Source organism: Microvirga arabica, assembly GCF_016811235.1.
In the GTDB taxonomy this organism is placed as follows: domain Bacteria; phylum Pseudomonadota; class Alphaproteobacteria; order Rhizobiales; family Beijerinckiaceae; genus Microvirga; species Microvirga arabica.
Window position 1 is genome coordinate 1 of record NZ_JAFBID010000013.1, and the last position, 24,467, is coordinate 24,467.

The 24,467-nt window shown below is 64.0% G+C and carries 24 protein-coding genes; 13 read left to right on the forward strand and 11 right to left on the reverse strand.

What is annotated here, in order from left to right; all coding sequences use genetic code 11:
* Positions 1–98: 98 nt before the first annotated feature.
* The 8 genes from JQC81_RS09180 to JQC81_RS09215 form a co-directional block, all read right to left on the reverse strand.
* On the reverse strand, positions 99–290 hold the full coding sequence (locus JQC81_RS09180) for a hypothetical protein (RefSeq protein WP_203271515.1): 192 nt from the start codon (positions 288–290) through the stop codon (positions 99–101).
* A 124-nt stretch (positions 291–414) separates the two neighbouring features.
* Positions 415–594, reverse strand: coding sequence for a YqaE/Pmp3 family membrane protein (locus JQC81_RS09185; protein WP_036347973.1), 180 nt, complete (start codon positions 592–594; stop codon positions 415–417).
* Between the two features lie 76 nt (positions 595–670).
* Positions 671–1,435, reverse strand: a complete 765-nt coding sequence (locus tag JQC81_RS09190; protein ID WP_203271516.1) for an SDR family NAD(P)-dependent oxidoreductase — start codon at positions 1,433–1,435, stop codon at positions 671–673.
* On the reverse strand, positions 1,432–2,673 hold the full coding sequence (locus JQC81_RS09195) for an acyl-CoA dehydrogenase family protein (protein WP_203271517.1): 1,242 nt from the start codon (positions 2,671–2,673) through the stop codon (positions 1,432–1,434). The genes JQC81_RS09190 and JQC81_RS09195 overlap by 4 nt, the downstream gene beginning before the upstream one ends.
* A gap of 12 nt (positions 2,674–2,685) precedes the next feature.
* Positions 2,686–3,834, reverse strand: coding sequence for an acyl-CoA dehydrogenase family protein (locus JQC81_RS09200; protein ID WP_203271518.1), 1,149 nt, complete (start codon positions 3,832–3,834; stop codon positions 2,686–2,688).
* A gap of 120 nt (positions 3,835–3,954) precedes the next feature.
* A complete protein-coding gene (gene pimC, locus JQC81_RS09205) occupies positions 3,955–5,151 on the reverse strand; it encodes a pimeloyl-CoA dehydrogenase large subunit (RefSeq protein WP_203271519.1) in 1,197 nt (398 codons plus the stop codon).
* Positions 5,152–5,198: 47 nt separating this feature from the next.
* Complete coding sequence (gene pimA, locus JQC81_RS09210) at positions 5,199–6,872, reverse strand: dicarboxylate--CoA ligase PimA (protein ID WP_203271520.1); 1,674 nt, start codon at positions 6,870–6,872, stop codon at positions 5,199–5,201.
* A complete protein-coding gene (locus tag JQC81_RS09215; RefSeq protein WP_203271521.1) occupies positions 6,869–7,882 on the reverse strand; it encodes an NADPH:quinone oxidoreductase family protein in 1,014 nt (337 codons plus the stop codon). The genes pimA and JQC81_RS09215 overlap by 4 nt, the downstream gene beginning before the upstream one ends.
* A 262-nt stretch (positions 7,883–8,144) precedes the next feature.
* Between JQC81_RS09215 and JQC81_RS09220 the strand changes: the two genes are divergently transcribed.
* From JQC81_RS09220 to JQC81_RS09230, 3 genes are all read left to right on the forward strand, one after another.
* Positions 8,145–9,347 carry an acetyl-CoA C-acyltransferase gene (locus JQC81_RS09220; protein WP_203271522.1) on the forward strand — a complete coding sequence of 401 codons (1,203 nt, stop codon included), beginning with the start codon at positions 8,145–8,147 and terminating at the stop codon, positions 9,345–9,347.
* Positions 9,348–9,429: 82 nt separating this feature from the next.
* Positions 9,430–11,499: a 3-hydroxyacyl-CoA dehydrogenase NAD-binding domain-containing protein gene (locus tag JQC81_RS09225; protein WP_203271599.1), complete on the forward strand. Its 2,070-nt coding sequence runs from the start codon at positions 9,430–9,432 to the stop codon at positions 11,497–11,499.
* An 18-nt stretch (positions 11,500–11,517) separates the two neighbouring features.
* The gene (locus JQC81_RS09230) at positions 11,518–12,516 is read left to right on the forward strand and encodes an alpha/beta fold hydrolase (protein ID WP_203271523.1); all 999 of its coding nucleotides are present in this window, start codon (positions 11,518–11,520) and stop codon (positions 12,514–12,516) included.
* Here the strand turns inward: JQC81_RS09230 and JQC81_RS09235 are convergent.
* Complete coding sequence (locus JQC81_RS09235; RefSeq protein ID WP_203271524.1) at positions 12,414–13,706, reverse strand: TetR/AcrR family transcriptional regulator; 1,293 nt, start codon at positions 13,704–13,706, stop codon at positions 12,414–12,416. The two genes, JQC81_RS09230 and JQC81_RS09235, sit on opposite strands and share 103 nt — an antisense overlap.
* Before the next feature lie 429 nt (positions 13,707–14,135).
* Between JQC81_RS09235 and JQC81_RS09240 the strand changes: the two genes are divergently transcribed.
* From JQC81_RS09240 to JQC81_RS09285, 10 genes are all read left to right on the forward strand, one after another.
* On the forward strand, positions 14,136–15,002 hold the full coding sequence (locus JQC81_RS09240) for a branched-chain amino acid ABC transporter permease (RefSeq protein WP_203271525.1): 867 nt from the start codon (positions 14,136–14,138) through the stop codon (positions 15,000–15,002).
* The gene (locus tag JQC81_RS09245; protein ID WP_203271526.1) at positions 14,999–16,015 is read left to right on the forward strand and encodes a branched-chain amino acid ABC transporter permease; all 1,017 of its coding nucleotides are present in this window, start codon (positions 14,999–15,001) and stop codon (positions 16,013–16,015) included. The genes JQC81_RS09240 and JQC81_RS09245 overlap by 4 nt, the downstream gene beginning before the upstream one ends.
* Positions 16,008–16,772, forward strand: coding sequence for an ABC transporter ATP-binding protein (locus JQC81_RS09250; RefSeq protein WP_203271600.1), 765 nt, complete (start codon positions 16,008–16,010; stop codon positions 16,770–16,772). Before JQC81_RS09245 ends, JQC81_RS09250 begins: the two co-directional genes overlap by 8 nt.
* Positions 16,759–17,466, forward strand: coding sequence for an ABC transporter ATP-binding protein (locus tag JQC81_RS09255; RefSeq protein WP_203271527.1), 708 nt, complete (start codon positions 16,759–16,761; stop codon positions 17,464–17,466). The genes JQC81_RS09250 and JQC81_RS09255 overlap by 14 nt, the downstream gene beginning before the upstream one ends.
* A 117-nt stretch (positions 17,467–17,583) precedes the next feature.
* Positions 17,584–18,750 carry an ABC transporter substrate-binding protein gene (locus JQC81_RS09260; protein ID WP_203271528.1) on the forward strand — a complete coding sequence of 389 codons (1,167 nt, stop codon included), beginning with the start codon at positions 17,584–17,586 and terminating at the stop codon, positions 18,748–18,750.
* A 67-nt stretch (positions 18,751–18,817) separates the two neighbouring features.
* Positions 18,818–19,297: a PaaI family thioesterase gene (locus tag JQC81_RS09265; protein WP_203271529.1), complete on the forward strand. Its 480-nt coding sequence runs from the start codon at positions 18,818–18,820 to the stop codon at positions 19,295–19,297.
* Positions 19,298–19,337: 40 nt separating this feature from the next.
* Positions 19,338–20,978: a long-chain-fatty-acid--CoA ligase gene (locus JQC81_RS09270; protein WP_376772385.1), complete on the forward strand. Its 1,641-nt coding sequence runs from the start codon at positions 19,338–19,340 to the stop codon at positions 20,976–20,978.
* A 7-nt stretch (positions 20,979–20,985) separates the two neighbouring features.
* On the forward strand, positions 20,986–21,816 hold the full coding sequence (locus JQC81_RS09275) for an SDR family NAD(P)-dependent oxidoreductase (RefSeq protein ID WP_203271530.1): 831 nt from the start codon (positions 20,986–20,988) through the stop codon (positions 21,814–21,816).
* Positions 21,813–22,289 carry a MaoC family dehydratase gene (locus JQC81_RS09280; protein ID WP_203271531.1) on the forward strand — a complete coding sequence of 159 codons (477 nt, stop codon included), beginning with the start codon at positions 21,813–21,815 and terminating at the stop codon, positions 22,287–22,289. Before JQC81_RS09275 ends, JQC81_RS09280 begins: the two co-directional genes overlap by 4 nt.
* A 5-nt stretch (positions 22,290–22,294) precedes the next feature.
* On the forward strand, positions 22,295–23,329 hold the full coding sequence (locus tag JQC81_RS09285; RefSeq protein WP_203271532.1) for a phosphotransferase: 1,035 nt from the start codon (positions 22,295–22,297) through the stop codon (positions 23,327–23,329).
* Between the two features lie 4 nt (positions 23,330–23,333).
* Here JQC81_RS09285 and JQC81_RS09290 read toward each other — a convergent pair whose 3' ends face one another.
* Together JQC81_RS09290 and iolB are read right to left on the reverse strand one after the other, a co-directional pair.
* Positions 23,334–23,531 carry a hypothetical protein gene (locus JQC81_RS09290; protein ID WP_203271533.1) on the reverse strand — a complete coding sequence of 66 codons (198 nt, stop codon included), beginning with the start codon at positions 23,529–23,531 and terminating at the stop codon, positions 23,334–23,336.
* Positions 23,532–23,662: 131 nt separating this feature from the next.
* A complete protein-coding gene (gene iolB, locus JQC81_RS09295; RefSeq protein WP_203271534.1) occupies positions 23,663–24,463 on the reverse strand; it encodes a 5-deoxy-glucuronate isomerase in 801 nt (266 codons plus the stop codon).
* Between the last annotated feature and the right edge of the window lie 4 nt (positions 24,464–24,467).

A 24,467-nucleotide genomic window follows, 5' to 3' on the forward strand; every position in this document is an offset into this window, starting at 1 on the left:
GCGTCCGTCAAGACATAGCGATCCATCAAGAGCTTGAATCATAAGCCCAACCTCATGTGAATCCCCACAGACCTTAGGCGGGAAGTCCTTTCAACAGCTTATGCTTTGAAGCGTTTGCGGGAGTGGCTCTGAGACAAATCAGGAGACTTCGATCCTTCTCCCGATGCCTGGCCTGCACGAAACCGCTGCTCTCCTCCGGTAGGGCCTTCCTGTCTGATAATTGGCCGGTATGGCTTTTCTGAAAGATTGATCGTGATCTGACAGCCGGAGATGGGATCGAAGATCGTCATGAAGGTCTGCTCTCGTCGCGGCGCGAGGATCTCGCGGCCTGCATGAGAGAAACGGCCGGACCTGAACTCTGTTCGGGTGACTCATCCTGCGGTGTGCGCTCCAGCACCAGGATGAATGAGGGCTTCAGCGATAGGGCGATGGGTTCCGGCGCGCGATGATCCAGACCGCGTGGACGATGCCGGGAATGTAGCCCAGGATCGTCAGCAGGATGTTGAGCCAGAATTGACCGCCGAGGCCTACGGTGAAGAACACGCCGACCGGTGGCAGGAGGATGGCGAGGATGATACGGAGCAGGTTTCCCATAGGTCAGATCATTGGGCTCAGGTCTTGATGAGGGTCATCAGTGGAACGGTATCGCGCCCCTCCTGTTCCACCCTCGTCACGCAATCGTCACGCCGCCGTCCACGACCACGGTCTGCCCCGTCATGAAGCTCGATGCCGACGAGGCCAGGAAGGCGGCCACGGGGCCGATCTCGTCGGGCGTGCCGATCCGGCGCAGGGGTGTCTGGCTGTTGCGCTGCTCCAGCGCCTGCGGATCTTCCCAGAGGGCGCGGGCGAAATCCGTTTTGACCAAGCCCGGCGCGATGCAGTTGATGCGCACGTTTTGCGGGCCCCACTCCACCGCGAGATTGCGGGCGAGGGCAAAGTCCGCCGCCTTCGAGATGCCGTACCCGCCGATCACGCCGGTGCCGCGCAGGCCCGCAATCGACGAGACGATCACCACCGACCCGCCGCCACGCGCGGCCATCTCCGGCATGACGAGGTTGCAGAGCCAGAGATTGCTCTTCACGTTGGCGCCCATGATCTTGTCGAAGGCCTCATCGGTGAGGCTGCTCATGGGACCGTAGACCGGATTGACGGCGGCGTTGCAGACCAGGACATCCACTGGCCCGAGCCGCTCCCGCGTCTGAGCGACGAGCGCTTCGACTTCCGCTTTGCGCGAGATGTTGCAGGCAATGGCAATGGCCTCGCCCCCTCTCGCGCAGATACCCTCGACCACAGGCTCGCAGGCCTCGATCTTGCGGCTCGACACCACAACCCTGGCTCCGAGCGACGCCATAGTTTCCGCAATGGAACGGCCGATGCCGCGGCTCGATCCAGTGACGATGGCCACTTTTCCGGAGAGGTCGAAAGGGTTGGTCATGCGGCAGGCCCTGCATTGTGCGGCCGGTCGGCCGTCTTGTATTTGGCGAGCTCGATCTTGGCGACGGTCTCGCGATGCACTTCGTCGGGACCGTCCGCGAGTCTCAGCACGCGGGCGCGGGCATAGGCGTAAGCCAAGTGGAAGTCTTGGCTGACGCCGCCGCCGCCGCAAACCTGGATCGCCCGGTCCACCACCTTCTGCGCCACGTTCGGCGCCACCACCTTGATCATGGCGATCTCGGCGCGCGCCGCCTTGTTGCCGACCTCGTCCATCATGCGGGCGGCCTGAAGCGTCAGCAGGCGTGCCTGGTCGATCTCCATGCGCGACTCGGCAATCCAGTGGCGCGTCACCCCATGGTCGGCCACTGGCCTGCCGAAGGTGCTGCGGGACATTGCACGCTTGCATAGGGTCTCCAGCGCACGCTCGGCCAAGCCGATGGAGCGCATGCAGTGGTGGATGCGGCCAGGGCCGAGCCTGCCTTGAGCGATCTCGAAGCCGCGTCCCTCGCCGAGCAGGATGTTGGAGGCGGGCACGCGCACGTTCTCGAACACAACCTCCGCATGGCCGTGCGGCGCGTCGTCATAGCCGAACACGGTGAGCGGCCGAACCACCGTCACGCCGGGCGTGTCCATCGGCACCAGGATCATCGATTGCTGCTGGTGCTTGGACGCATCAGGGTTCGTCTTGCCCATGACGATGGCGATCTTGCAGCGCGGGTCCATGGCGCCAGAGGTCCACCACTTGCGACCGTTGATCACGTATTCGTCGCCCTCGCGGCGGATCTCGGTGCGGATATTGGTGGCGTCCGACGAGGCAACTTCCGGCTCGGTCATGGCAAAGCACGAGCGGATCTCGCCGTTCATCAGAGGCTTGAGCCAGCGCTCCTTGTGCTCCTCCGTGCCGTAGAGGATGAGCGTTTCCATGTTGCCGGTATCGGGCGCGGAGCAGTTGAACGGCTCGGCTCCGATGGGCGAGCGCCCCATGATCTCGCACACCATGGCGTATTCCAGATTCGATAGGGAATCCGGGTAGTGGCGCTTAGGGAGAAACAGGTTCCACAAGCCTTGAGCCTTGGCGCGCGCCTTCAGGTCCTCCATGACCGGCGCCACGCCCCAGCGGTTCGGCATGGCGTTGAGCTGCTGCTCGAAGATCTCTTCAGCCGGATAGACATGGGCCTCCATGAATTCCGTGACGCGGTGGCGCAATTCTTGAGCCCGCGGGCTTATGGGAAACAGCATCGGTCCCTCCTATCAGGCCGCAATCAGACCACCGGTTTCGGCAAGCTTGGAGAGATGATGATCGGCATCGCCGAACAGGGTGTCGATCATCGTCACGCGCTTGAAGAGGTGGCCGACCTTGTATTCCATGGTCATGCCGACGCCGCCATGCAGCTGGATCGCCTGCTGGCCGACGAAGCGGCCGGAGCGGCCGATCTGCACTTTCGCGGCCGAGATCGCCTTGCGGCGCTCCTCGGCATTCTTCTCCTGCGCCATCATGGCGGCGAACATTGCCATGCTGCGCCCTTGCTCGACGGCAATGAACATCTCGGAGGAGCGGTGCTGCAGCACCTGGAAGGATCCGATGGTGGTGTTGAACTGCTTTCGGGTCTTGAGGTAGTCGACCGTGAGCTTGAGCATCTCGTCCATGGCGCCAATGGCCTCGGCGGCGAGAGCCGCGATGGCGATGTCGGTCACCTTCTCCACGACCGGCAGGGCGCCTTCCGGATTGCCGATGACGTTCCCGGTATCGACGCGCACGGATTCCAGCGTCACCTCGGCGGCGCGCTGCCCGTCCTGCGTCGGGTAGCCCCGGCAGGAAACCCCAGGTGCATTCGCATCGACGAGAAAGAGCCCTATGCCTTCCCGGTCGCGGCGCGAGCCCGCGACGCGTGCCGTCACCAGGATCTTGTCGGCGGTGTCGCCGTGCAGCACGACGCTCTTCTGCCCGTTGAGGATGAAGCTGCCGCCGTCACGTTGTGCCGTTGTGCCGACGTCGAAGAGATCGTAGCGCGACTGCCGCTCCGTGTGCGCGAAGGCGAGGCGAAGATCGCCTGCAGCAACTTGAGGCAGGTAAGCCGTCTTCTGCTCCTCGCTGCCGCCGTGATGCAGCAGGCCGCCGCCGAGAATGACGGTGGCGAGATAGGGCTCGAGTGCAAGCGAGCGCCCGAACGCCTCCATGATCGTCATTGTTTCCACGGGCCCGCCGCCGAAGCCGCCATGGGCCTCGTCGAAGGGAAGTGCGAGAAGGCCCAACTCCGCATAGGCGCTCCACAGCGCCTGACTCCAGCCCTCCGGCTCCTTGGCGTAGCGCTGGCGCCTTTCGAAGTCGTAGCGGTCCGCCATCAGGCGATCGACGCTGTCCTTCAAAAGGCGCTGTTCTTCGCTGAGATCAAAGTCCATGTCGTGTCTCCTTGTCATTCCCGGCCGGAGCGCAGCGGAGGGGAAGGAAATCCATCAATTCGAGTGTACGGGTGGATCCCCTTCCCGGTCCTTTCGAACCGCCGGGGATGACATTCATCGTCAGAACCCCAGGATCGCCTTGGCGATGATGTTCTTCTGAATTTCGTTCGAGCCGCCGTAGATCGAGATCTTGCGCCAGTTGAAATAGGTCGGCGCCGCGGTGCTCGCCCAGTCCGGCCCGTCGGTGGGCTCGTTGCGGCCCTCTTCCTCCGGGTGGTAGGGCATGGCGAAGGGACCGACGACCTCCATCAGCAGCTCGGTCGTGGCCTGCTGAATCTCCGAGCCCTTGATCTTCAGGATCGAGGAGGCCGGGTCGGGTTTGCCCTTCTCGCGCCGGCTCTCGGCAGCCACCACGCGCAGCTGCGTCATCTCGAGCGCCTTCAGCTCCACCTCGACGGCCGCGAGCTTCTCGCGGAAGCGGGGGACATCGATCAGCGGCACGTCGCCGATGCGCTCCAGGCTTGCGAGTTCGCGCACGCGCTTCAGGCGCGCCTTCGAGATGCCGATGCGGGCAATACCCACGCGCTCGTTGCCGAGCAGGAACTTGGCGTAGTCCCAGCCCTTGTTCTCCTGGCCGACAAGATTCTCGACCGGCACGCGCACGTCGTCGAAGAACACCTCGTTGACCTCGTGTCCGCCGTCGATGGTCTGGATCGGACGCACGGTGATTCCCAGCGTCTTCATGTCGATGAGCAGGAACGAGATGCCCTCCTGCTTCTTCACGGCGGAATCCGTGCGCGCGAGGCAGAAGATCCAGTCCGCATGCTGGGCCAGCGTTGTCCAGGTCTTCTGGCCGTTGACGATGTAGACGTCGCCCTCGCGTTTCGCCGTGGTCTTGAGCGAAGCGAGATCCGAACCGGCGCCCGGCTCCGAGAAGCCCTGGCACCACCAGTCGTCGAGATTGGCGATGCGCGGCAGGAAGCGGCGCTTCTGATCCTCGTTGCCGAAGGTGTAGATCACCGGTCCGACCATGCTGACGCCGAAGGCAAGCGGTTCAGGAGCTGGCGCCTGCTGCAGCTCGTCACGGAAGATATATTGCTTCACCGGGCTCCAGCCCGTGCCGCCCCATTCCACCGGCCAATGCGGCACGGCCCAGCCTTTGGCATTGAGGATGCGGCTCCAGGTGACGAGGTCGTCCTTGCTCGGATGATGGCCCTCGATCATCTTGCGGCGGATCGAGTCGGGCAGGGCGGTGCGGAAGAATTCACGAACCTCGTCGCGGAAGGCGAGCTCCTCATCGGTGAAGCGCAGATCCATGGGCGATATCCTCTAGGCAGAGAAATGAAGGGAATGGGGGCGGCTGGTCATGGAGCGGCGTTTTCCGCCTTGCGCCGTTCGTCATCGCGCAGCTCGATCTTCGACAGCTTGCCGACGGAAGTGCGCGGAAGCGCGTCGCGGATTTCGAGAGCTGCCGGCATTTCGTGCTTGCCGACCTTGTCGGCGAGAAACGCCTGCAGCTCTTCCAGGGTGAAGCCTGGGGAATCGTTCTTCAGCTTCACGAACACCTTGGCGGCTTCGCCCCGATAAGTGTCCGGAATGCCGATCACGAGAGCTTCCTCGACCTGCGGGTGCTCGTAGACCGCCTGCTCGATCATCTGCGGGTAAACGTTGAAGCCGCCGGAAATGATCATGTCCTTGCGGCGATCGACGATGAAGAAGTAGCCGTCCTCGTCGCGATAGCCGATGTCGCCGGTGAGAAAGCCCTCGGGGGTGAAGGCCTCGGCCGTCTCCTGCGGCTTGTTCCAGTAGCCGCGGCTGACGTTGAGTCCCCGGACGCGAAGCTCGCCCGTCTCGCGCACCCCGAGCACGCGGCGGGGCTCGTCGAGAGACACGATGTCGAGCTCGACCCCCGGCATGGGGATGCCGATGGAGCCGGGCTTCGGTGGCCCGTTCATCGGCAGGTTCGTGCCGGCAGGAGACGTTTCCGTCATGCCCCAGCCGCCGAGAAGCCGCTGCCCTGTGAGACGATGGAAGCGCTCCCCGACCTCGACCGGCAGGGGCGCTCCGCCTGAGCTGAGATGGATCACCGAGGAGAAGTCGCGGGTCTCGATCCCCGGATAATTGGCCAGCGCGATCCACATGGTGGGAACGCCCGGAAAGGCGGTCGCCCGCTTCACCTCGATGTCGCGCAGCGTGGTCTCGGGGTCGAAGCGCAGGCGCAGCAGGATCTGGTTGCCGTTCCGGATCTGGCGCAGCAGGATCGTGGTCAGGGCGAAGATGTGGAACAGCGGCAGGACGCAGATCACCTTCTGCTCGCCGGGCCGCGTGTTGAGCTGCGGGCCGAACCACACCTCGTACATGGCGACAGCCGCCGTGAGATTCCCGTGAGTGAGAATGGCGCCTTTCGGCGTGCCCGTGGTGCCGCCGGTATATTGCAGAAGCGCAATGTCGTCCGGCGTGATCCTGGGCCATTGCGGCGGTGCAGCCGTATCGCGCGTGAAACCCTCGAAGGTGACGACGTCGGGCCGCTCCGGAATCGGCATCGTGAGTGCCAGGCACGGCCCCCACACAGCATCCTCGCCGACGATCAACCGATCCACATGTCCGGCATCCAGGAGCTTGAGCGCCATGGACAGCATGCCGGCGAGATTGGTCGTCACGAGAACGCGCGCGCCGCTGTCGTGCAGCTTGTGCGCCAGCTCCCGTTCGGCATCGAGCGGGCTCAGGTGAGCGAGCCTGATTCCGGCCTTGGCGGCGCCGAAGAAGGCATATGGGTGATAGGGCGTGTTCGGCAGATAGAGCGCGACCGCTCCCGTGACGTCGATTGCCGAGCGGAGGAGGGCGGCGGCGAACGCATCGGCCTGGCGGCCGATTTCGGTGTAGCTGATGGGCCGGTCCCGGTATTCGATGGCAGGCCTGTCGCCATAGGCCGCCACTGCCTCATCGAGGAGCTTGGGCAGCGTCGACGGCACGATGGGAGCATCCCAGCGGACGCCGGGCGGATAGGAGCGCTCCCAGGGAAAGGCCGTCCGGCTCATGATGCGTCCGCCCCGTTCATGGTGACGACGATCTTGCCAAGAGCCTTGCGCGCGCTCAAGGCCGCAATGGCCTCGCCGGCGCGGGCGAGGGGCACGCGCTCGGAGATCACCGGCTTGATTTTTCCGTCTGCATAGAGATCGAGAAGTTCTCTCAGATTGGCTGCGTTGGCCTTCGGGTCGCGCTTGGCGAAGGCACCCCAGAACACGCCGACGATCTGGCAGGATTTCAGGAGCGGCAGGTTGAGAGGAAGCTTCGGGATCCCGGCCGGAAAGCCGACCACGAGGAAGCGCCCTTCCCAGGCGATGGCGCGCAAGGCCGCTTCCGAGTAATCGCCGCCTACGGGGTCATAGATCACGTCGGCACCGTTCGGACCGCAGGCTGCCTTGAACTGCTCGGCCAGAGCCTTGACGCCATCCTTGTCGAAGGGACCGGACGCATAAACGAGGCTCTCGTCGGCGCCGTGCTGTTTTGCAAGGGTCGCCTTCTCGTCCGACGAGACGGCGGCGATGACTCTCGCGCCCATTGCCTTGCCAAGTTCTACAGCCGCGAGCCCGACGCCTCCGGCTGCGCCCAGCACCAGCAGGGTCTCGCCTGCCTTCAGCCCGGCCCGGTCCTTGAGGGCATGGTAAGTGGTGCCATAGGTCATGACGAAGGCGGCTGCTTCGTCGAAGGGCATGGCGTCCGGCATCGGGATGCAGCGGTCGGCCGAGAGGGTGAGCTTCTCGGCCATGCCGCCCCAGCCGCAGGAGCCGATCACCCGGTCGCCGGCTTTCAGGAACGACACGCCTTCGCCCACCGCCTCGACGATGCCGGAGACCTCGCTGCCGGGGGCAAAGGGGCGCTCGGGCTTGAACTGGTAGCGGTCCTCGATGATCAGCGCGTCGGGATAGTTCACCCCGCAGGCCTTGACGGCCAGCAGGATTTCGCCCGGCTTCGGGCTGGGCTCGGCCACGGATTCCAGCACGAGCGTATCGGGTCCGCCCGGCTGTTTGCTGAGTAGGGCCAGCATCCTTCGCTTCCTCCCCAGAAAGCGCATAATCTTTATGAGAGGTAGGGTATCCGGGCCGTCTCCAGATGCAAGCCGATTTTTCGAAAAAATTTGGAGGCGTGAATTTTCCTCATATTTTCAAAAGGATTTGGGCTAGACAAAAACATACCGCTTTTGTCATTAATAGCACCAGACAAGGTCAGGAGCGCTCGCCGCCGCCGGCGCCGGGTGGCTTGGAATGAAGGGGCTGCAACCGCCCCAGCGATCCAGGGAGGATCCCAAGATGCGTGAAGCTGTCATCGTTTCCACCGCCCGCACCCCCATCGGAAAAGCCTATCGCGGCGCCTTCAACGACACCCAGGCTCAGGCGCTGGGCGGCCATGCCATCGCCGAGGCGGTCAAGCGCGCCGGCATCGATCCGGGCGAGATCGGCGACGTGGTGATGGGCGCGGCGCTGCAGCAGGGCTCGACCGGGTCGAACATCGCCCGCCAGGCGGCCCTGCGCGCGGGCCTGCCGACAACCGTCGCCGGCATGAGCATGGACCGGCAATGCGCTTCGGGGCTCATGGCGATCGCAACCGCCGCCAAAGAGATCGTCGTCGACGGGGTCGGCATCGCAGTGGGCGGCGGCCTCGAATCGATTTCCCTGGTCCAGAACGAGCATGCCAATCGCTATCGCGCCAAGGACCCGGCGCTCGTGGAGACGGTTCCGGCGCTCTACATGAGCATGCTCGAGACGGCCGAGACGGTGGCCGATCGCTATGGCATCTCCCGCGAAGCGCAGGACGAATACGCCTTGCAGTCGCAGCAGCGCACAGCTCAAGCCCAGGCCGAGGGTCGCTTCGCCGCCGAGATCGTGCCCATGACGACCAACATGGTCGTGGTCGACAAAGCCACTGGCGCCACCTCCCAGCGGGAGATCACGCTCTCGCAGGACGAGGGCAACCGGCCCCAGACGCGGCTCGAGGACCTCAAGGCGCTGAACCCGGTCTTCAAGGATGGGCTGCGCGTGAAGGAAGGCCGCTTCATCACGGCAGGCAACGCCTCGCAATTGTCCGATGGCGCGTCGGCGGCCGTCCTGATGGAAGCCAAGGAGGCAGAGCGTCGTGGCCTGCAGCCCCTCGGCGCCTATCGCGGCATGGCGGTGGCCGGCTGTGATCCGGACGAGATGGGCATCGGGCCCGTCTTCGCCGTACCGAAGCTGCTCAAGCAGCATGGCCTGACGGTGGACGACATCGACATTTGGGAATTGAACGAGGCCTTCGCCTGCCAGGTGCTCTATTGCCGCGACCGGCTCGGCATACCCAACGAGAAGCTCAATGTGAGCGGCGGCGCCATCTCCATCGGCCATCCCTATGGCATGTCGGGGGCGCGCATGACCGGGCACATCCTCATCGAGGGCAAGCGCCGCGGCGCGAAATACGGCGTCGTCACCATGTGCGTGGGCGGCGGCATGGGGGCTGCCGGTCTCTTCGAGATCTACTAAGACACGTCCTCAAGACAAGCGCACCGAATCAGGGGAGGAGAGCAGCATGAGCAGCGCGGCCGAGACGAGTTCCGCAACCCGCATCAATCCCGTCGTCGAGCTGAGACGCGACGGCGAGATCGCCGTGCTCGCCGTCAACTCGCCTCCCGTGAATGCGCTCTCGGCGCAGGTGCGCGAGGGCATCGTGGAAGGCATCCGGCAAGCCGGAGCGGATGCGAGCGTCAAGGCCGTGGTGCTGCATTGCGAGGGACGCACCTTCTTCGCCGGCGCCGACATCAGCGAGTTCGGCAAGCCGCCGAAGCAGCCAATGCTGCCGGAGGTGGTGGACTTCATCGAGGCTTCGTCGAAGCCGGTGATCGCCGCCCTTCACGGCACGGCGCTCGGCGGCGGTCTCGAGACGGCACTCGCCTGCCATTACCGCGTGGCCGTGCCCTCAGCCAAATGCGGCTTTCCGGAAGTGAAGCTGGGGTTGCTCCCGGGTGCCGGCGGCACGCAGCGCCTGCCGCGCCTCGTGGGGCCGGAGCGGGCCATGGAGATGGTCACCTCTGGCAGCCCGATCTCGGCGAAAGCCGCAAAAGAGATGGGCATCGTCGACGAACTCGTGGACGAGAGTGATCTTCTGGCGAGCGCTATTGCCTTCGCGCGCAAGGTGGTCGCCGAGAACCGTCCGCTCAAGAAGGTGCGCGACCTCGACGACAAGATTGCTGTGGCCCGCGGCAAGCCCGAAATCTTCGATGCATTCCGCAAGGCGAACGCGCGCAAGTTCCGCGGCTTCCAGGCGCCGGAATACAACGTCCGCTGCATCGAGGCGGCCGTGAACCAGCCCTTCGACGAGGGCATCAGATTAGAGCGCCAGCTGTTTCAGGAACTCGTGAGCGGCGAGCAGTCGGCGGCCCAGCGCCACGTGTTCTTCGCCGAGCGCCAGGTCTGGAAAATTCCGGATATCTCCGACGACACGCCCACCCTGCCGGTGAAGAAGGTCGGCGTCATCGGCGCCGGCACCATGGGCGGCGGTATCTCGATGAACTTTGCCAATGCAGGCCTGCCCGTCACCATCGTCGAGGCGAAGCCCGAGGCGCTGGAGCGGGGCCTTGGTGTGATTCGCCGCAATTACGAGAGCACGGCCAAGAAGGGCCGCATGAGCATGGAGGATGTGGAGCGCCGCATGGGGCTCCTCACCGGCAGCCTCAAGCTCGAAGACCTCGCCGATTGTGATCTCATCATCGAGGCGGTGTTCGAGAACATGGCGATCAAGAAGGAGATCTTCTCCAAGCTCGATGCCATCGCCAAGCCCGGGGCGATTCTGGCCAGCAACACGTCTTATCTCAACGTGAACGAGATCGCCGCGATGACGAAGCGGCCGGAATACGTTCTCGGCATGCACTTCTTCTCGCCGGCGAACATCATGCGCCTGCTGGAGGTCGTGCGCGGGGAGAAGACCGACAAGCGCGTGGTCGCCACCGCCATGCAGCTCGGCCGTCAGATCGGCAAGATCGCCGTGCTGGTGGGCGTCTGCCACGGCTTCGTCGGCAACCGCATGCTCGAGCCGCGCCAGCGCGAGGCCAATCGCCTGATTCTTGAGGGCGCGATGCCGTGGGATGTGGACCGCGTTCTCTACGAGTTCGGCTTCCCCATGGGGCCCTTCGCCATGGCCGACCTTGCCGGCCTCGACATCGGCTGGTCGCGCGAGACCTCTAAGGGCGAGACGGCCCGCGAAATCCTGTGCGAGCAGGACCGTCGCGGCCAGAAGACGGGCGCGGGCTTCTACGATTACGACGAGAACCGCAACGCCAAGCCGTCAAAACTCGTGGAGCAGATCATCCTCGACCTCTCGGCCAAGAAGGGCATCACGCGCCGGGAGATTTCCGATCAGGAGATCCTGGAGCGCTGCGTCTATACGATGATCAACGAGGGCGCGAAGATCCTGGAGGAGGGCATTGCCATCCGCTCCTCCGACATCGATATCGTGTGGATCAACGGCTACGGTTGGCCGGTCTATCGCGGCGGGCCGATGTTCTATGGCGAGCAGGTGGGCTTGGGCAAAGTGCTCGACCGGTTGCGCGCCTACGAGGCCAAGTTCGGAGCTGACTTCAAGCCGGCCGCGCTGCTCGAACGTCTCGTTGCCGAAGGCAAGGGGTTTCGCGATCTCTGACCAGGGATCGCGCCTGCCATGAACGACACGGCTCCCAACCTGCGGCGTCAGACGCTGCTTGCATCGCTGGCCGGTGCACGCCCGAGCGCGCCGCCTTGGTTCGATCAGGCCTTGGCGGATGCGCCGGAGCGCGGCTTTACCGAGGCAGCGGGCGCCCGGATCGAGACGCTCACCTGGGGCGAGCGCGGCAGGCCCGGGCTCCTGTTCCTGCATGGCAATGGGGCGCATGCGGATTGGTGGAGCTTCATCGCGCCGTTCTTCTCAAGTGAGTATCGTTGCACGGCTCTGTCCTGGTCGGGCATGGGCGGGTCGGACCGGCGCGAGCGCTATTCTTTCGATATCTTCGTCAAAGAGGCGATGACGATTGCCGAGGCGACAGGGTTGTTCGAGAACGGAGCTAAGCCTGTCTTCATCGGCCATTCCTTCGGAGGCTTTCCCATCATCGAGGCGGCCGCGCGGCATGGGGAGCGTCTCGGCGGCGGGATCATCATCGACACGCCGATCTTCTCCCCCGAGAGGCGCAAGGAGCGCAAGGAGAAGGGCGCCGCCTGGGAGATGCGCCCGCACAAAATCTATCCGACCCTGGAGGATGCCCTGCAGCGCTTCCGACTGGTGCCCGCTCAGCCCTGCGAAAACCTCTTCATTGCGGACTTCATTGCCCGGACGTCGCTGACACAGGTTGAAACCGCGGAGGAAGCCGGCTGGACCTGGCGCTTCGATCCGTATCTGTGGCGTGACTACGAATGGGAGGATCCGGCTCCGGCTCTGTCGGCTCCGAAATGCCCCCTCGCGGTTCTGCTGGGCGCCCGGTCCACCCTGATGCAGGAGGGGGACATCGCGCGGATGCGGAAGCTTCTGCCGCCCGGCACCCCGGTTATCGACATCCCCGAGGCCTACCACCATGTGCCGATCGATCAGCCTCTCGCGCTGGTCGCGGCGCTTCGTGCCGTGCTGGCCGGCTGGGCCTCGGCTTCCGCTTCCGGCGAGAACACGCCGATGAACAGCGGTCTGGCATAGATATCCGCGGCCGTTTCCCGCGTGACGCCCGAGATCCAGCGCTCAAGCTCGGCCGCCGCGTTGATGGCGCTGTCGACCACATGGGCGGCCACGAAGGGATCGAGCGGACGGATCGAGCCGTCCACCATACCGTCGACCACGAAGCTGCCGAATCGCTGCGCCAAGCGATCCATGGTGCGCTTCGTCTGGCCTCTCAGGCCCTCTGGCAGGGCGCTGAAGGCGGAGATGCGCAGCAGCGGCCCCTGATCGGAGAGCTGGTAGCGGATCAACTCGCTCGTTGCGGCGCACAGACGATCCCAGCCCGTCTCCCCGTCCGCCTCTGCAGCCTGCTGGACCTGCCGCACCACCGCGAAGGTGCGCTCGAAGCAGGCGGTCACGAGATCGTCCTTGTTGTCGTTGTGATGATAGAACGAGCCTTTGGTGACGTTCAGCCGGGCCGAGATCTTCTCCACGGAGGCGCCCCGATAGCCCTGTTCGTTGATCAGGATGGTGGCCGAGCGCAGGAACGCCTCGGGTGAAACCTCCTCGACGGAGGGCCAGGTCATCTGCGGCAGCACTGACGGGCGCCAGGCCGATTGCGGCGCGGCAAGCCCGTGGATCAGGATATCGCTGATCCTGTCGGCGACGCGTCGGTAATCCTGGGGCTCGTAATGATCGATCCAATGCCGGACGCCATGCATGACGGAAATCAGCAGATGGGCGCGTGCATTCTTCTGGGCCCGGCTCAAGGGCGGCGCGCCGTCGATATCGTACAGGCTGCGCAGGTGCCGGAACATCTGGTTGTAGGTGTCGAACACCAGCTCCACATGCGGGCTGGTCAGGGACCGCATGTCGCTGAAGCTCATGAGCGGCGGCCGGTCTCCCGAGGCGCTCTCCGCCAGCCTCTCGCAATAGAGCCGCAGGACCGTCCGCAGGCGCTCCTCCGGCGTCTTCCGCTGCAGGGCGGTGGCGATGAGCGCCTCCAGCGCTTCGATGGAGCGCAGGAGGCAGGCCGTCGCCAGCTCCTCCTTCTTACGGTAGTAATAGGTGACGCTGTTGGTGATCAGCCCGACGCTCTGGGCCACATCGGCCAGGGTCGTCCCCTTCAACCCTTTCTGATTGAAGAGCTGGACGGCCCCGTCGAGGATGGCCTGTCGCTTCTGCTCGTACCGCTTGGTCTGGCGCGGAAGAGCGTTGGAGGTCGGCGTCATGGCAGTTTCGTGGCTCCTGGCCGAGGGCAGGCCCAAAGCCGCCCATGGTTGAGCTCCTAACACGAATTGATGCCGGGAGCGATGCCGCGCGTGCAACAGTTCGACTGTACCGGTTATTCTAAGAGGGAGTCGAGGGTGAATTCCAGGCTGCCGGAAATCGGTGCAATTCTGCTTCCATGATCCGTTGACGAGGCCATGGTCTCGTGTCAGTCTCCTATCAGACACAGGACAGGGCCAATGAAGCCCTGCCAGCGGTGCGACCCTAAAAAGGACCGTACCGTTCATTCGAGAGGAAACGATCCGAGGAGTCCGGTTCGTCCGGTTTGAGGGTCCGGTGCCGCAAGTCACAGGTCCTCAGTTCCTGCCCCAGCCAGGCGGGAATCGCGGTCGAGCACGGGAGCCCGGAGCCCAGGAGGAGGACGTGGCTCCTTGAACATCTTTTTTCAGCAGGTTCTGAACGGGCTGACGCTCGGGAGCGTCTATGCGCTCGTGGCCCTTGGCCTCACGCTCGTCTATGGGATTCTTCATATCCCCAACTTCGCCCATGGCGCCCTGTATATGGTTGGCGCCTACATGGCCTTCTATCTCGTGGGCTCGCTCGGCGCGAACTACTGGGTCGCCATGGCGGGAGCGGCACTCGTGGTGGCTCTTCTCGCCGTCCTGTCGGATCGCCTCATCTTCCATCGACTTAGAAATGCACCGCCACTGCACGACATGATCGCGGCGATCGGCCTTCTCCTGTTTCTGGAAGCGGGCATTCAGGCAATCTGGGGTGCGGAATTCCACCGCCTTGCGCCGCCTTACCCGCAGATCGTGCGCATCTTCGATCTCGTCGCGCCCGCGCAGCGCCTTATCATCATCGCGGCGGCGTTCGGCCTGATGTTCGTGCTTCATCTCTTCCTCACCCGCACGCTCACCGGCTCCACGATCATCGCCATGGCGCAGAACCGGGAAGGCGCCTCCCTGGTCGGCATCGATGCCACTAGGGTGTCGGTTCTCACCTTCGCGATTTCCGGGGCCCTTGCTGCGGTGGCCGCAACGCTCTTCGCGCCGATTAACCTGATCTACCCGTCCATGGGCCATCTGGTGATCATGAAGGCTTTCGTAATCATCATCCTGGGCGGCATGGGCAGCATTCCCGGCGCCATTGTGGGTGGGTTGGTGATCGGCTTCGCCGAGAGCTTCGGGGCCTTCTATGTCTCCACGAACTACAAGGACATCATCGCCTTCGCGCTGCTCGTCCTGATCCTGTCGTTCCGGCCCCAGGGCCTCTTTCCCAGCGGAGCCCGGGCATGATGTCGAAGACCTGGCAGAAGCCTCTTCTCGCCGTCCTGCTCGCTTTGGCCATCATCTTCCCGATGTTCGCAGCGAACGACTATTACATCTACGTGATGTCGCTCGCCTACATCATGGCGATTGCCGCGGTGGGCCTGAACCTCATCCTGGGCTACACGGGCCAGCTCAACCTGGCGCATGCGGGCTTCATGGCCATCGGTGCGTACACGGTCGGCATCCTAACCGTCGATTACGGGGTGCCCTATTGGGTCGCTTTCGTGATCGCCGGGCTTTTGAGTGCCGTCATCGGCTTCTTCGCGGGCCTGCTTTCGCTGCGGCTGAAAGGGCACTTCTTCTCGATCTTCACCCTTTGCGTGGGCTTCATGATCTATCTGATCATCGAGAAGTGGGACACGCTGACCCATGGAACGGTGGGCATCATCGACATTCCGGCGCCTACCGGCATCGGTCCGATCCGCTTCGACAACACTTGGTCGCAGTATTACCTCGTGCTGTTCTTCCTGGTGGTAAGCCTGTGGCTCATGAGCCGGATCGTGCATTCGCTGCTCGGCCGTGCCTTCATCGCCATCCGCAACGGTGAGGACCTCGCCGAGACGCTGGGCATCAACCTGATGCGCACCAAGGTGCTCGCCTTCGTGCTCTCCACCTTCTACGCCGGCATGGCCGGCGCGCTCTATGCCGGTTTCGTGCGCTTCATCGGCCCGGCCATGGCGCTGGAGAGCCACACCTTCGACATGATCGCCTTCATTCTCGTCGGCGGCATCGGCACCCTGTTCGGGCCGCTGCTCGGGGCGATCCTGCTCACCTGGCTCACCCAGTCGCTGCAGTTCCTGCAGGACTTCCGCATGATCGTGTTCGGTCCGCTCCTGATCCTCCTGGTCATGTACTTTCCGCAAGGCCTCATCGGCTACTGGCGCGAACGGCAGGCGCGGCGGGCCGCGGCTTCCATGCAGGACAGGCGCCTTCAGCGATCCGTGATCGGCTCGCAGCAGGAGGTCGGCACCAATGCTTGAGATCCAGGGATTGACCAAGCGCTTCGGCGGCCTCACCGCCGTGCGTGACGTGACCACCACCTTCGAGAAGAATCGGATCAATGCGATCATCGGCCCGAATGGCGCCGGCAAGACTACGTTCTTCAATCTGGTGAGCGGCTATCACAAGCCCACCACCGGGCGCATCATCTTCGACGGGCAGGACGTGACGGGGCTGCGGCCCGATCAGGTCGCAACGCTCGGTGTTGCGCGCACCTTCCAGTCGACCACCCTGTTCGACAAGGCGACGGTGCTCGACAATCTCATCGTCGGGCATCGGCTGCGCACCACCTCCACCTTCTGGGACGTGGTGCTCAACACGCGCCGTCTGAAAGAGGACGAGCATCGCTGCCGCGCCAAGGCCGAAGAGGTGCTCGATTTCGTTGGCCTCTCCTCGGTGGCGCATCACTTGGCGGCGGACATCTCTCAGGAAGAGCGTAAGCGTGTGGCGTTTGCCCTGGCGCTCGCCACCGACCCAAAGATCGTGCTGCTCGACGAGCCTGCCGGCGGCGTCAACCCGGAGGAGACGCTGGGTTTGGCCGAACTTATCCGAAAGATGATCCGCAAGGGCCTGACCGTGTGCCTGATCGAGCACAAGATGGACATGATCATGAGCCTCGCCGACAAGATCGTGGTGCTCGACCACGGCGAGATGATCGCCGAGGGCACGCCCGCGCAGATCCGGTCCGACCAGCGCGTCATCGAAGCCTATCTGGGAGCTGACTATGCTGCGGCTTGAGGGAGCACAGCTCAATTACGGCAGCTTCCGCGCGCTCGATGGAATCTCCATTCATGCGGAGCCCGGCGAACTTGTGGTGATGCTCGGTGCCAATGGCGCCGGCAAAAGCTCGCTGTTTCTCGCCATCAGCGGGTTGCGCAAGCTCACCCGCGGCAACATCTGGTTCAGGGATCAGAACATCGCCGGGCGCAAGCCGTCGCAGATCGTGCAGTCCGGCGTGGTGCATTGCCCGGAGGGGCGCAAGCTCTTCCCGGAAATGTCCGTGCGCAAGAACCTGCTTCTCGGCGCCTATGTGCATCGCCAGGACAAAAAGGAATCCGAGAAGATCCTCGATCAGGTCTTCGAGATGTTCCCGATCCTCTACGAGAAGCGCCACGACATGGCCGGCTCCTTGAGCGGCGGCCAGCAGCAGATGGTGGCCATCGGCCGTGCCCTGATGGGACGGCCGCAGGTCCTGCTGCTGGACGAGCCGTCGCTCGGTCTTGCGCCCCTGGTGGTCAAGCAGGTGCTCGGCGTCATCAAGGCGATCAACGACAAGGGCACGACGGTGCTGCTTGCCGAGCAGAATGCCTATGCAGCCCTGCAGATCGCCCACCGCGCCTACGTCATCGAGAGCGGCCGGATCGTCATGGAAGGCGATCGCGATACCCTGCTCAACGACGAGCGTGTTCGAAAAGCCTATATCGGCGCCTGATCCGGCGCCGGTTGTGGAAGCCTGCGAGCCTTAAAAAAGTTCGCCAACAGAGAGACGGGAGCCGACCACGGTCGAACTCCCGCCCCATGAAGAAAAAACAAGAGGAGAGGAAAACAAATGGCTCTTTGGAAACACTTGGTTCACACCGCAGGCGCAGTGACGCTTGCGGCCGGCTTCGCGTCCGTGGCATCGGCTCAGGAGACCGTCAATATCGGCTATACCGGCCCGCTCAGCGGCGGCGCTGCGCTCTACGGCAAGAATACCCTGGTCGGCCTTGAGATGGCCGCGAAGGAGATCAACGACGCCGGCGGCTTCGATGTCGGCGGCAAGAAGTACAAGTTCAACATCGTGGCGCTCGACGACAAGTACTCGCCCAGCGAAGCGGCCGTCAACGCCAAGCGCCTGAAGGCGCAGAACAACACGCCCATGGTCTTCACCCCCCATTCCGGCGGCGCCTTCGCGATCCAGGCTTTCAACGAGCAGGACAACTTCATTCTCGGCGCCTATACCAGCGTGCCGAACATGACCGAGCGCGGCAACAAGCTGACCCTGCGCATCCCGCCATCCTTCGCAGGTTACGTGCAACCCTTCATCAGCGTGCAGATGAAGACCTTCGGCAAGAAGCTCGCCATGGCCGGCGGCGATCATGACTATGCCAAGGCCTGGGCTCAGCTCTTCGGCCCCGCCTGGACTAAGGCCGGCGGCCAGATCGTTGCCGAGAACCCGATGTCCTACAACAAGGACACGGATTTCTACAGCGGCGTCAGCCGCGTGCTGGCAGCGAGCCCCGACGTGCTGTTCGTCGGCGGCGCCTCGGAGCCGACAGCTCTGGTCGCCAAGCAGGCGCGCGAGCTCGGCTTCAAGGGTGGCTTCGCCGTGATGGATCAGGCCAAGCTCGACGAGATGGCAGCCGTCATCGGCGGCATGGAGATGCTGGAGGGCGCGGTCGGCGTTCTGCCGCTGATCTACGACAAGCGTCCGGGCACGGAAAGCTTCATCGCCAAGTTCAAGAAGCAATACGACCGCAATCCGGGCACGGAAGCCTCCTACCACTACTCGACCCTGAATGCCGTGGCAGAGGCCATGAAGCTTGCGGGCTCCGTCTCCGACCCGAAGGCGATCCACGCCAAGCTCAGCGAAGCCTATGGCAAGCTGCCTCCGGAGAAGAACCCGGCGCGTATCACCAGCGTCGATGACCGCGGCGGCACCAACGCCAACATCGTGGTCGGCGTGGTCAAGGGCGGCAAGGTCGAGACCGTCGAGGCGGCAAGCCTCGGCCAGTAAGAGCCTTGATGAACAGGGCCGGCCTTAGAGCCGGCCCTGCTTCTTCCGCAGAGGGCAAGCGACCTGCATGGATGCAATCCCATTTGAGAGCCGCGCCGCCGGCATCCGGGAGCGAGTGGCCCTCCAGGGCTTCATGCATCTCATTGGCGCGCAGATCGATGATCTGGCGCCTGGCTCCGCAACGATCTCCGTCAACCGTCGCAATGATCTGCTTCAGCAGCACGGCCTATTTCACGGAGGCGTCACGGCTTTCCTGATCGACAATGGCACAACCATTGCGGCCGCGACCGTTCTCAAGCCCGGCCAGGGCGTCCTCACGGCCGAATATAAGCTCAACCTGTTCTCGCCCGCCGATGGCGACCGGCTCATCTGCCGCTCGCGGGTGGTCAAGCCCGGCAACCGCATGATCATCGTGGCGGCGGACGTGTTCACCGAAAAGGACGGGCGCGAGAAGCAGACGGCAGTTGCGCTCGCCACCATCGCGGTCCTCGACCAGGCCTCAATGCCGCCTCTGCGGCAGGCTGGACAAGTCGCGAGCGGCCGATAAATTCCTGACAATAAGCAAAAATCGGAGGGAAGAAACGATGTTGAAGGGAATGATGATGGATCGGCAGCTGTCGATCCCGGCAATCATCGATCTGGCAGCGGAGGTGCACGCCAATACGGAGATCGTCTCGGTCGCGACCGAAGGCGGCATCCACCGCACCACCTACAAGGATATTCATAAGCGCGTCGCTCAGCTGGCGCATGGTCTGCGGGCGCTTGGCGTCAAGCCGGGCGATCGCGTGGCAACGCTGGCCTGGAACGGCTACCGGCATTTCGAGCTCTATTACGCCATCTCCGGCATTGGCGCGGTATGCCACACCATCAACCCGCGCCTGTTCCCCGAGCAGCTCGTCTACATCATCAACCACGCGCAGGACACGGTCTTCTTCTTCGACATCACCTTCGCGCCGCTCGTCGCCGCCCTGCGGCCGAAGCTGCCCCAGAACATCACCTTCGTGGCGATGACCGGCCGCGAAACCATGCCGGCGCAGGAGGGGCTCGATGGTCTCCAGTGCTACGAGGATCTGCTCACCGGGCAGCCGGACACCATCACCTGGCCCGATCTCGACGAGAACACCGCGGCGGCGCTGAGCTACACCTCCGGCACCACGGGCGAGCCCAAGGGCGTGCTCTACTCGCATCGCTCGCAGGTGATCCACGCCATGACGTCCGTGATCGGCGCCTCGCGCTATTTCGGCATGGGCAAGAAGATCCTGCCCGTCGTCCCGCTCTTCCACGTCAATGCCTGGGCGCTGCCCTACTCGGCCCCGATCTCCGGCACGTCGTTGATCTTTCCGGGGGCGAAGCTCGATGGCGCGAGCCTCTTCAACCTCCTGGATGCCGAGAAGGTCGACAACACCTGGGGTGTGCCCACCGTGTGGCTCGGACTTCTGCACGAAATGAAGCAGAGAGGGTGCAAGCCGGAAGGTCTGACCGATGTGATCATCGGCGGCTCCGCGGCGCCGCAGCCGATGATCGAGGCTTTCGAGCGCGATTACGGCATCAGCGTGTGCCACGGCTGGGGCATGACCGAGATGAGCCCCATCGGCACCTTCGGCATGCTGAGCCCCGAGATGGAGCAACTGCCGCTTGACGAGAAGGTCGCACTCAAGGTTCGCCAGGGGCGTCGTCTTTTCAGCGTAGACATGAAGATCGTCGACGAAAACGGCAAGGAACTGCCAAAGGACGGCGAGGTCTTTGGCGAGCTCTGCGTGCGCGGTCCTGCGGTCGCCTCAGGCTACTACAACAACGAGGCTGCCACAGCACAGGCGCTTGATCCCGAAGGTTGGTTCAAGACGGGCGACGTCGCCAAGATCACGCCGGACGGTTTCTTGCAGATCGTGGACCGCACCAAGGATCTGGTGAAGTCCGGCGGCGAGTGGATCTCCTCCATCGATCTGGAGAACGCAGCCCTGGGTGCGCCTGGCGTTGCCAACTGCGCCGTGCTCGCCATGCCGCATCCGCGCTGGGGCGAGCGGCCGCTTCTCGTCGTGGTTCCGAAGCCCGATGCGAGTCCTGCCAAGGAGGACATCCTGGCCTATCTCACCACCAAGGTCGCCAGCTGGCAGGTGCCCGATGATGTGCTTTTCGTCGAGAGCATTCCGCTGACGGCGACGGGCAAGATCTCCAAGCTCGAGCTGCGCAAGATCCTGAAGGACTATGTCCTTCCCACGGCCGCGTGAGCGGACGATGACGGAAGCTTACCTGAACTTCCTGTTCTCGGTCGCGGGCAAGACGGCGCTCGTGACCGGGGGCGCCACCGGGATCGGCCGCATGATCGCCGAGGCTCTTGTGCGGGCCGGAGCCCGGGTGCTGATCGCCTCGCGCAAGGGCGAGGCCTGCGAAGCTGTGGCGCGGGAGCTGAATGCGCTTGATGCCGGCGGCAAGGCGGAAGGTTTCGCCGGCGATGTGGGGACAGAAGCCGGCGTGATGGCGCTAGCTTCCGAGGTGAAGGCACGCACGGCGCACCTTCACATCCTCGTCAACAATGCGGGCAAGACCTGGGGCGAGCCGCTGGATACCTTTCCGCACAAGGCTTGGGACGGCGTGTTCTCCGTCAATGTGGCCGGTCTCTTCACGCTGACCCAGCGGTTGCTGCCCCTGCTGGAGGCTGCAGCCAGTGACGACGATCCCGCCCGTGTCGTCAATCTCGGCTCCGTCATGGGGTCGGCGCCCATCGGCGACAATGCCTATTCCTATGCGGCGTCAAAGGCCGCCGTGCATCATCTCACGCGAATCCTGGCGAAGGAATTCGCCGAGCGCCGGATCACGGTGAATGCCTTTGCGCCGGGGCCCTTCCAGAGCCGCATGACGGCTTTCGCCACGGCTGACGAGCACAAACGTGCATTGGTCGCTGCCAGCATCCCGTTCGGCCGCATCGGTCGGCCTGACGACATCGCAGGGGCGCTGCTGTTCCTCTGCGGTCGCGGCGGAGCCTACACGACCGGCGCCATCATCCCGCTCGACGGCGGCATCGGCGTGGAGACAGGTCACAAGATCTTCGGCGAGGCATCGCTATGAATGTGCATGCGCCGCTCTCCGTCCCCATCGACGAGTTGAAGAACCGGGTCGGACAGGAGGTCGGAGTCTCGTCCTGGAAGGTGATCGATCAGGACAGGATCGACCGCTTCGCAGCCGTCACGGAAGACCTCCAGTTCATCCACATCGACCCCGAACGTGCCCTCGCGGAGACGCCCTTCGGCGGTACCATCGCGCATGGCTTCCTCACCCTGTCGCTTCTGTCAGCCATGGGCCAGGAGGCGCTGCCGGTGCTCAGGAACCGGACTATGGGCATCAATTACGGCCTGGAGCGTGTCCGCTTTCTCTCGCCGGTGGCGGTGGAAGCGCGGGTGAGGGGACGCTTCACCCTGTCCGAGGTTTCCATGCGTTCCGACACACAGGCCATGCTGCGCTATCAGGTGACTGTCGAGATCGAGGGCGCGGAAAAGCCGGCCCTTGCGGCCGAGTGGATCACCTTGGCCGTGCTCGGATAATGCTCATGACAGCGCAGGCAGCAGCCCATCTCGACACGGAGCGTCTCGGCCCCTATCTCGCCGCGCATGTTCCGGGCTTCGGTCAACTGGTTAGCGCGGAAAAATTTGCCGGTGGGCAATCAAATCCAACATTCCTGATTACTTCCACGAAAGGTCGTTTTGTCCTGCGGCGCAAGCCGCCCGGAGCGCTGCTGAAATCGGCTCATGCCGTGGACCGCGAGTACCGGGTCATGGCGGCGCTTGCCCACAGCGACGTGCCGGTGCCGCGCGTCCTGCACCTGTGCGAGGACGAGACGATCATCGGCTCCATGTTCTATGTGATGGACTATATCGAGGGGCGCATCTTCTGGGACGGCAAGCTGCCGGATCTCCAGATCGCCGAACGCAGCGCGATCTACGATTCCATGAACGCGGCGCTTGCCGCCTTGCACAAGGTCGATCCCGCAAGCGTCGGCCTTGCCGACTACGGCAAGCCGGGCAGCTATTTCGAGCGCCAGATCGCCCGATGGACGGGCCAGTACCGCGCCTCCGAGACGCACCCGATCCATGAGATGGACGACCTCATCGCATGGCTGGAAGGCAACACGCCGGAGGATGATGGGCGGGTGAGCCTCGTCCATGGCGACTACCGGCTCGACAACATGATCTTCGAGCCGGCTGGCACACGCATCCTGGCGGTGCTCGACTGGGAGTTGTCCACCCTGGGCCATCCCCTGGCCGATCTCGCGTACCAATGCATGCAGTGGCGGCTGCCCTCCGAGGGAGCGTTCCGCGGCTTGGGCGGCATCGACAGGAAGGCTCATGGCATTCCCACAGAAGCCGAGTATGTGGAGCTTTATTGCCGACGGACAGGAACCGAAGTGATCGGCAATTGGCCCTTCTACCTCGCCTTCAGCTTCTTCCGCCTCGCCGCCATCCTGCAGGGCGTCTACAAGCGCTCCCTCGACGGCAATGCCTCCAACCCCGAGCGTGCCCGCCGCATGGGCGAGGCCGTGCCGATGATGGCCGGAATGGCCCTGGAGGTAGTTGGCGCCCGCTGATTGGTCAGCGGTCCCACTTGATGTTGAGAGCGCTGGTCACGAGGCGGTCGACGAGGATCGGCGCATCAGCGGCCATGCGCTCAATGCCAGTCACGGCTTGGCGCGTCATGCGCCCGTTCAGGAACGCGTAGTCCATCACGATGGCGCTGACGAGCGCGATCACGGTCTTGAAGGCGCGCGAGGCGAGATCGGACCAGGTCATGAGGCCTCTCAGGGAAACGATGTTCGCCTCATGCCCGAAAGGCTCAGGCAGATCAAGCGACAGACGGTCTCAGGCTTAGCGCATCGTGCGGAGAAGTGGTTCCGGTTCTCCGCTCTCGACGATGCGCCAAGTCAAGATTTCAGCATCCACTCGTGATCCGGGTCGTTGTGGAACTTCCAGACCCGCTTCGGGCCGGCCATAACGTTGAGGTAGTAGAGCTCGTAGCCATGGGGCGCACCGACCGGGTGATAGCCCTTGGGCACCAGCACCACGTCACCGTTGGCTGCCGCCAGGGTCTCGTCGAGGGAGCGGTCGTCCGTATAGACCCGCTGCAGGGCGAAGCCCGAGGGCGGGTTGAGGCGGTGGTAATAGGTTTCCTCGAGCAGCGACTCATGGGGCAGCATGTCCCGGTCGTGCTTGTGCGGCGGGTAGCTCGACCAGTGGCCGGATGGCGTGATGACCTCGACCACGAGGAGGCTCTCCGCCGTCTCCGTTTCGGGCAGGATGTTGCGCACATGGCGCGTGTTCGTGCCCTTGCCGCGGGTTTCCTGACCCACCTGATCGGGACGGATCACGCGCGCCGGCAGCTTGCCCTCAGCCGGCGCGGTGCAGACAGCGATCTCGCAATCCGTCTCCGCTGTCAGAGACCACTCCGAGCGAGCCGGCGCATAGAGCGACCACGGATCCGGCTCGAACGGCGAGGATCGCCCGCCGATGGTGCCGAAGTCCTGGCCGGCGCCGCCGACATGTGCGCGGCCTGAGAGCATGACGATGCAGGCCTCTCGTTCTCCCGTCGCTTGTTTCAGGCTCTGCCCGCTTTTCAGCCCGTAGACCTCAAACCCCACATAGGTCCAGCCGGCGGATTCCGGCGTGATCGCGTGGATGCGTCCGTTATCATTGGGCGCCGACGGTTTGACGAGAAGCTTCGACATCGCA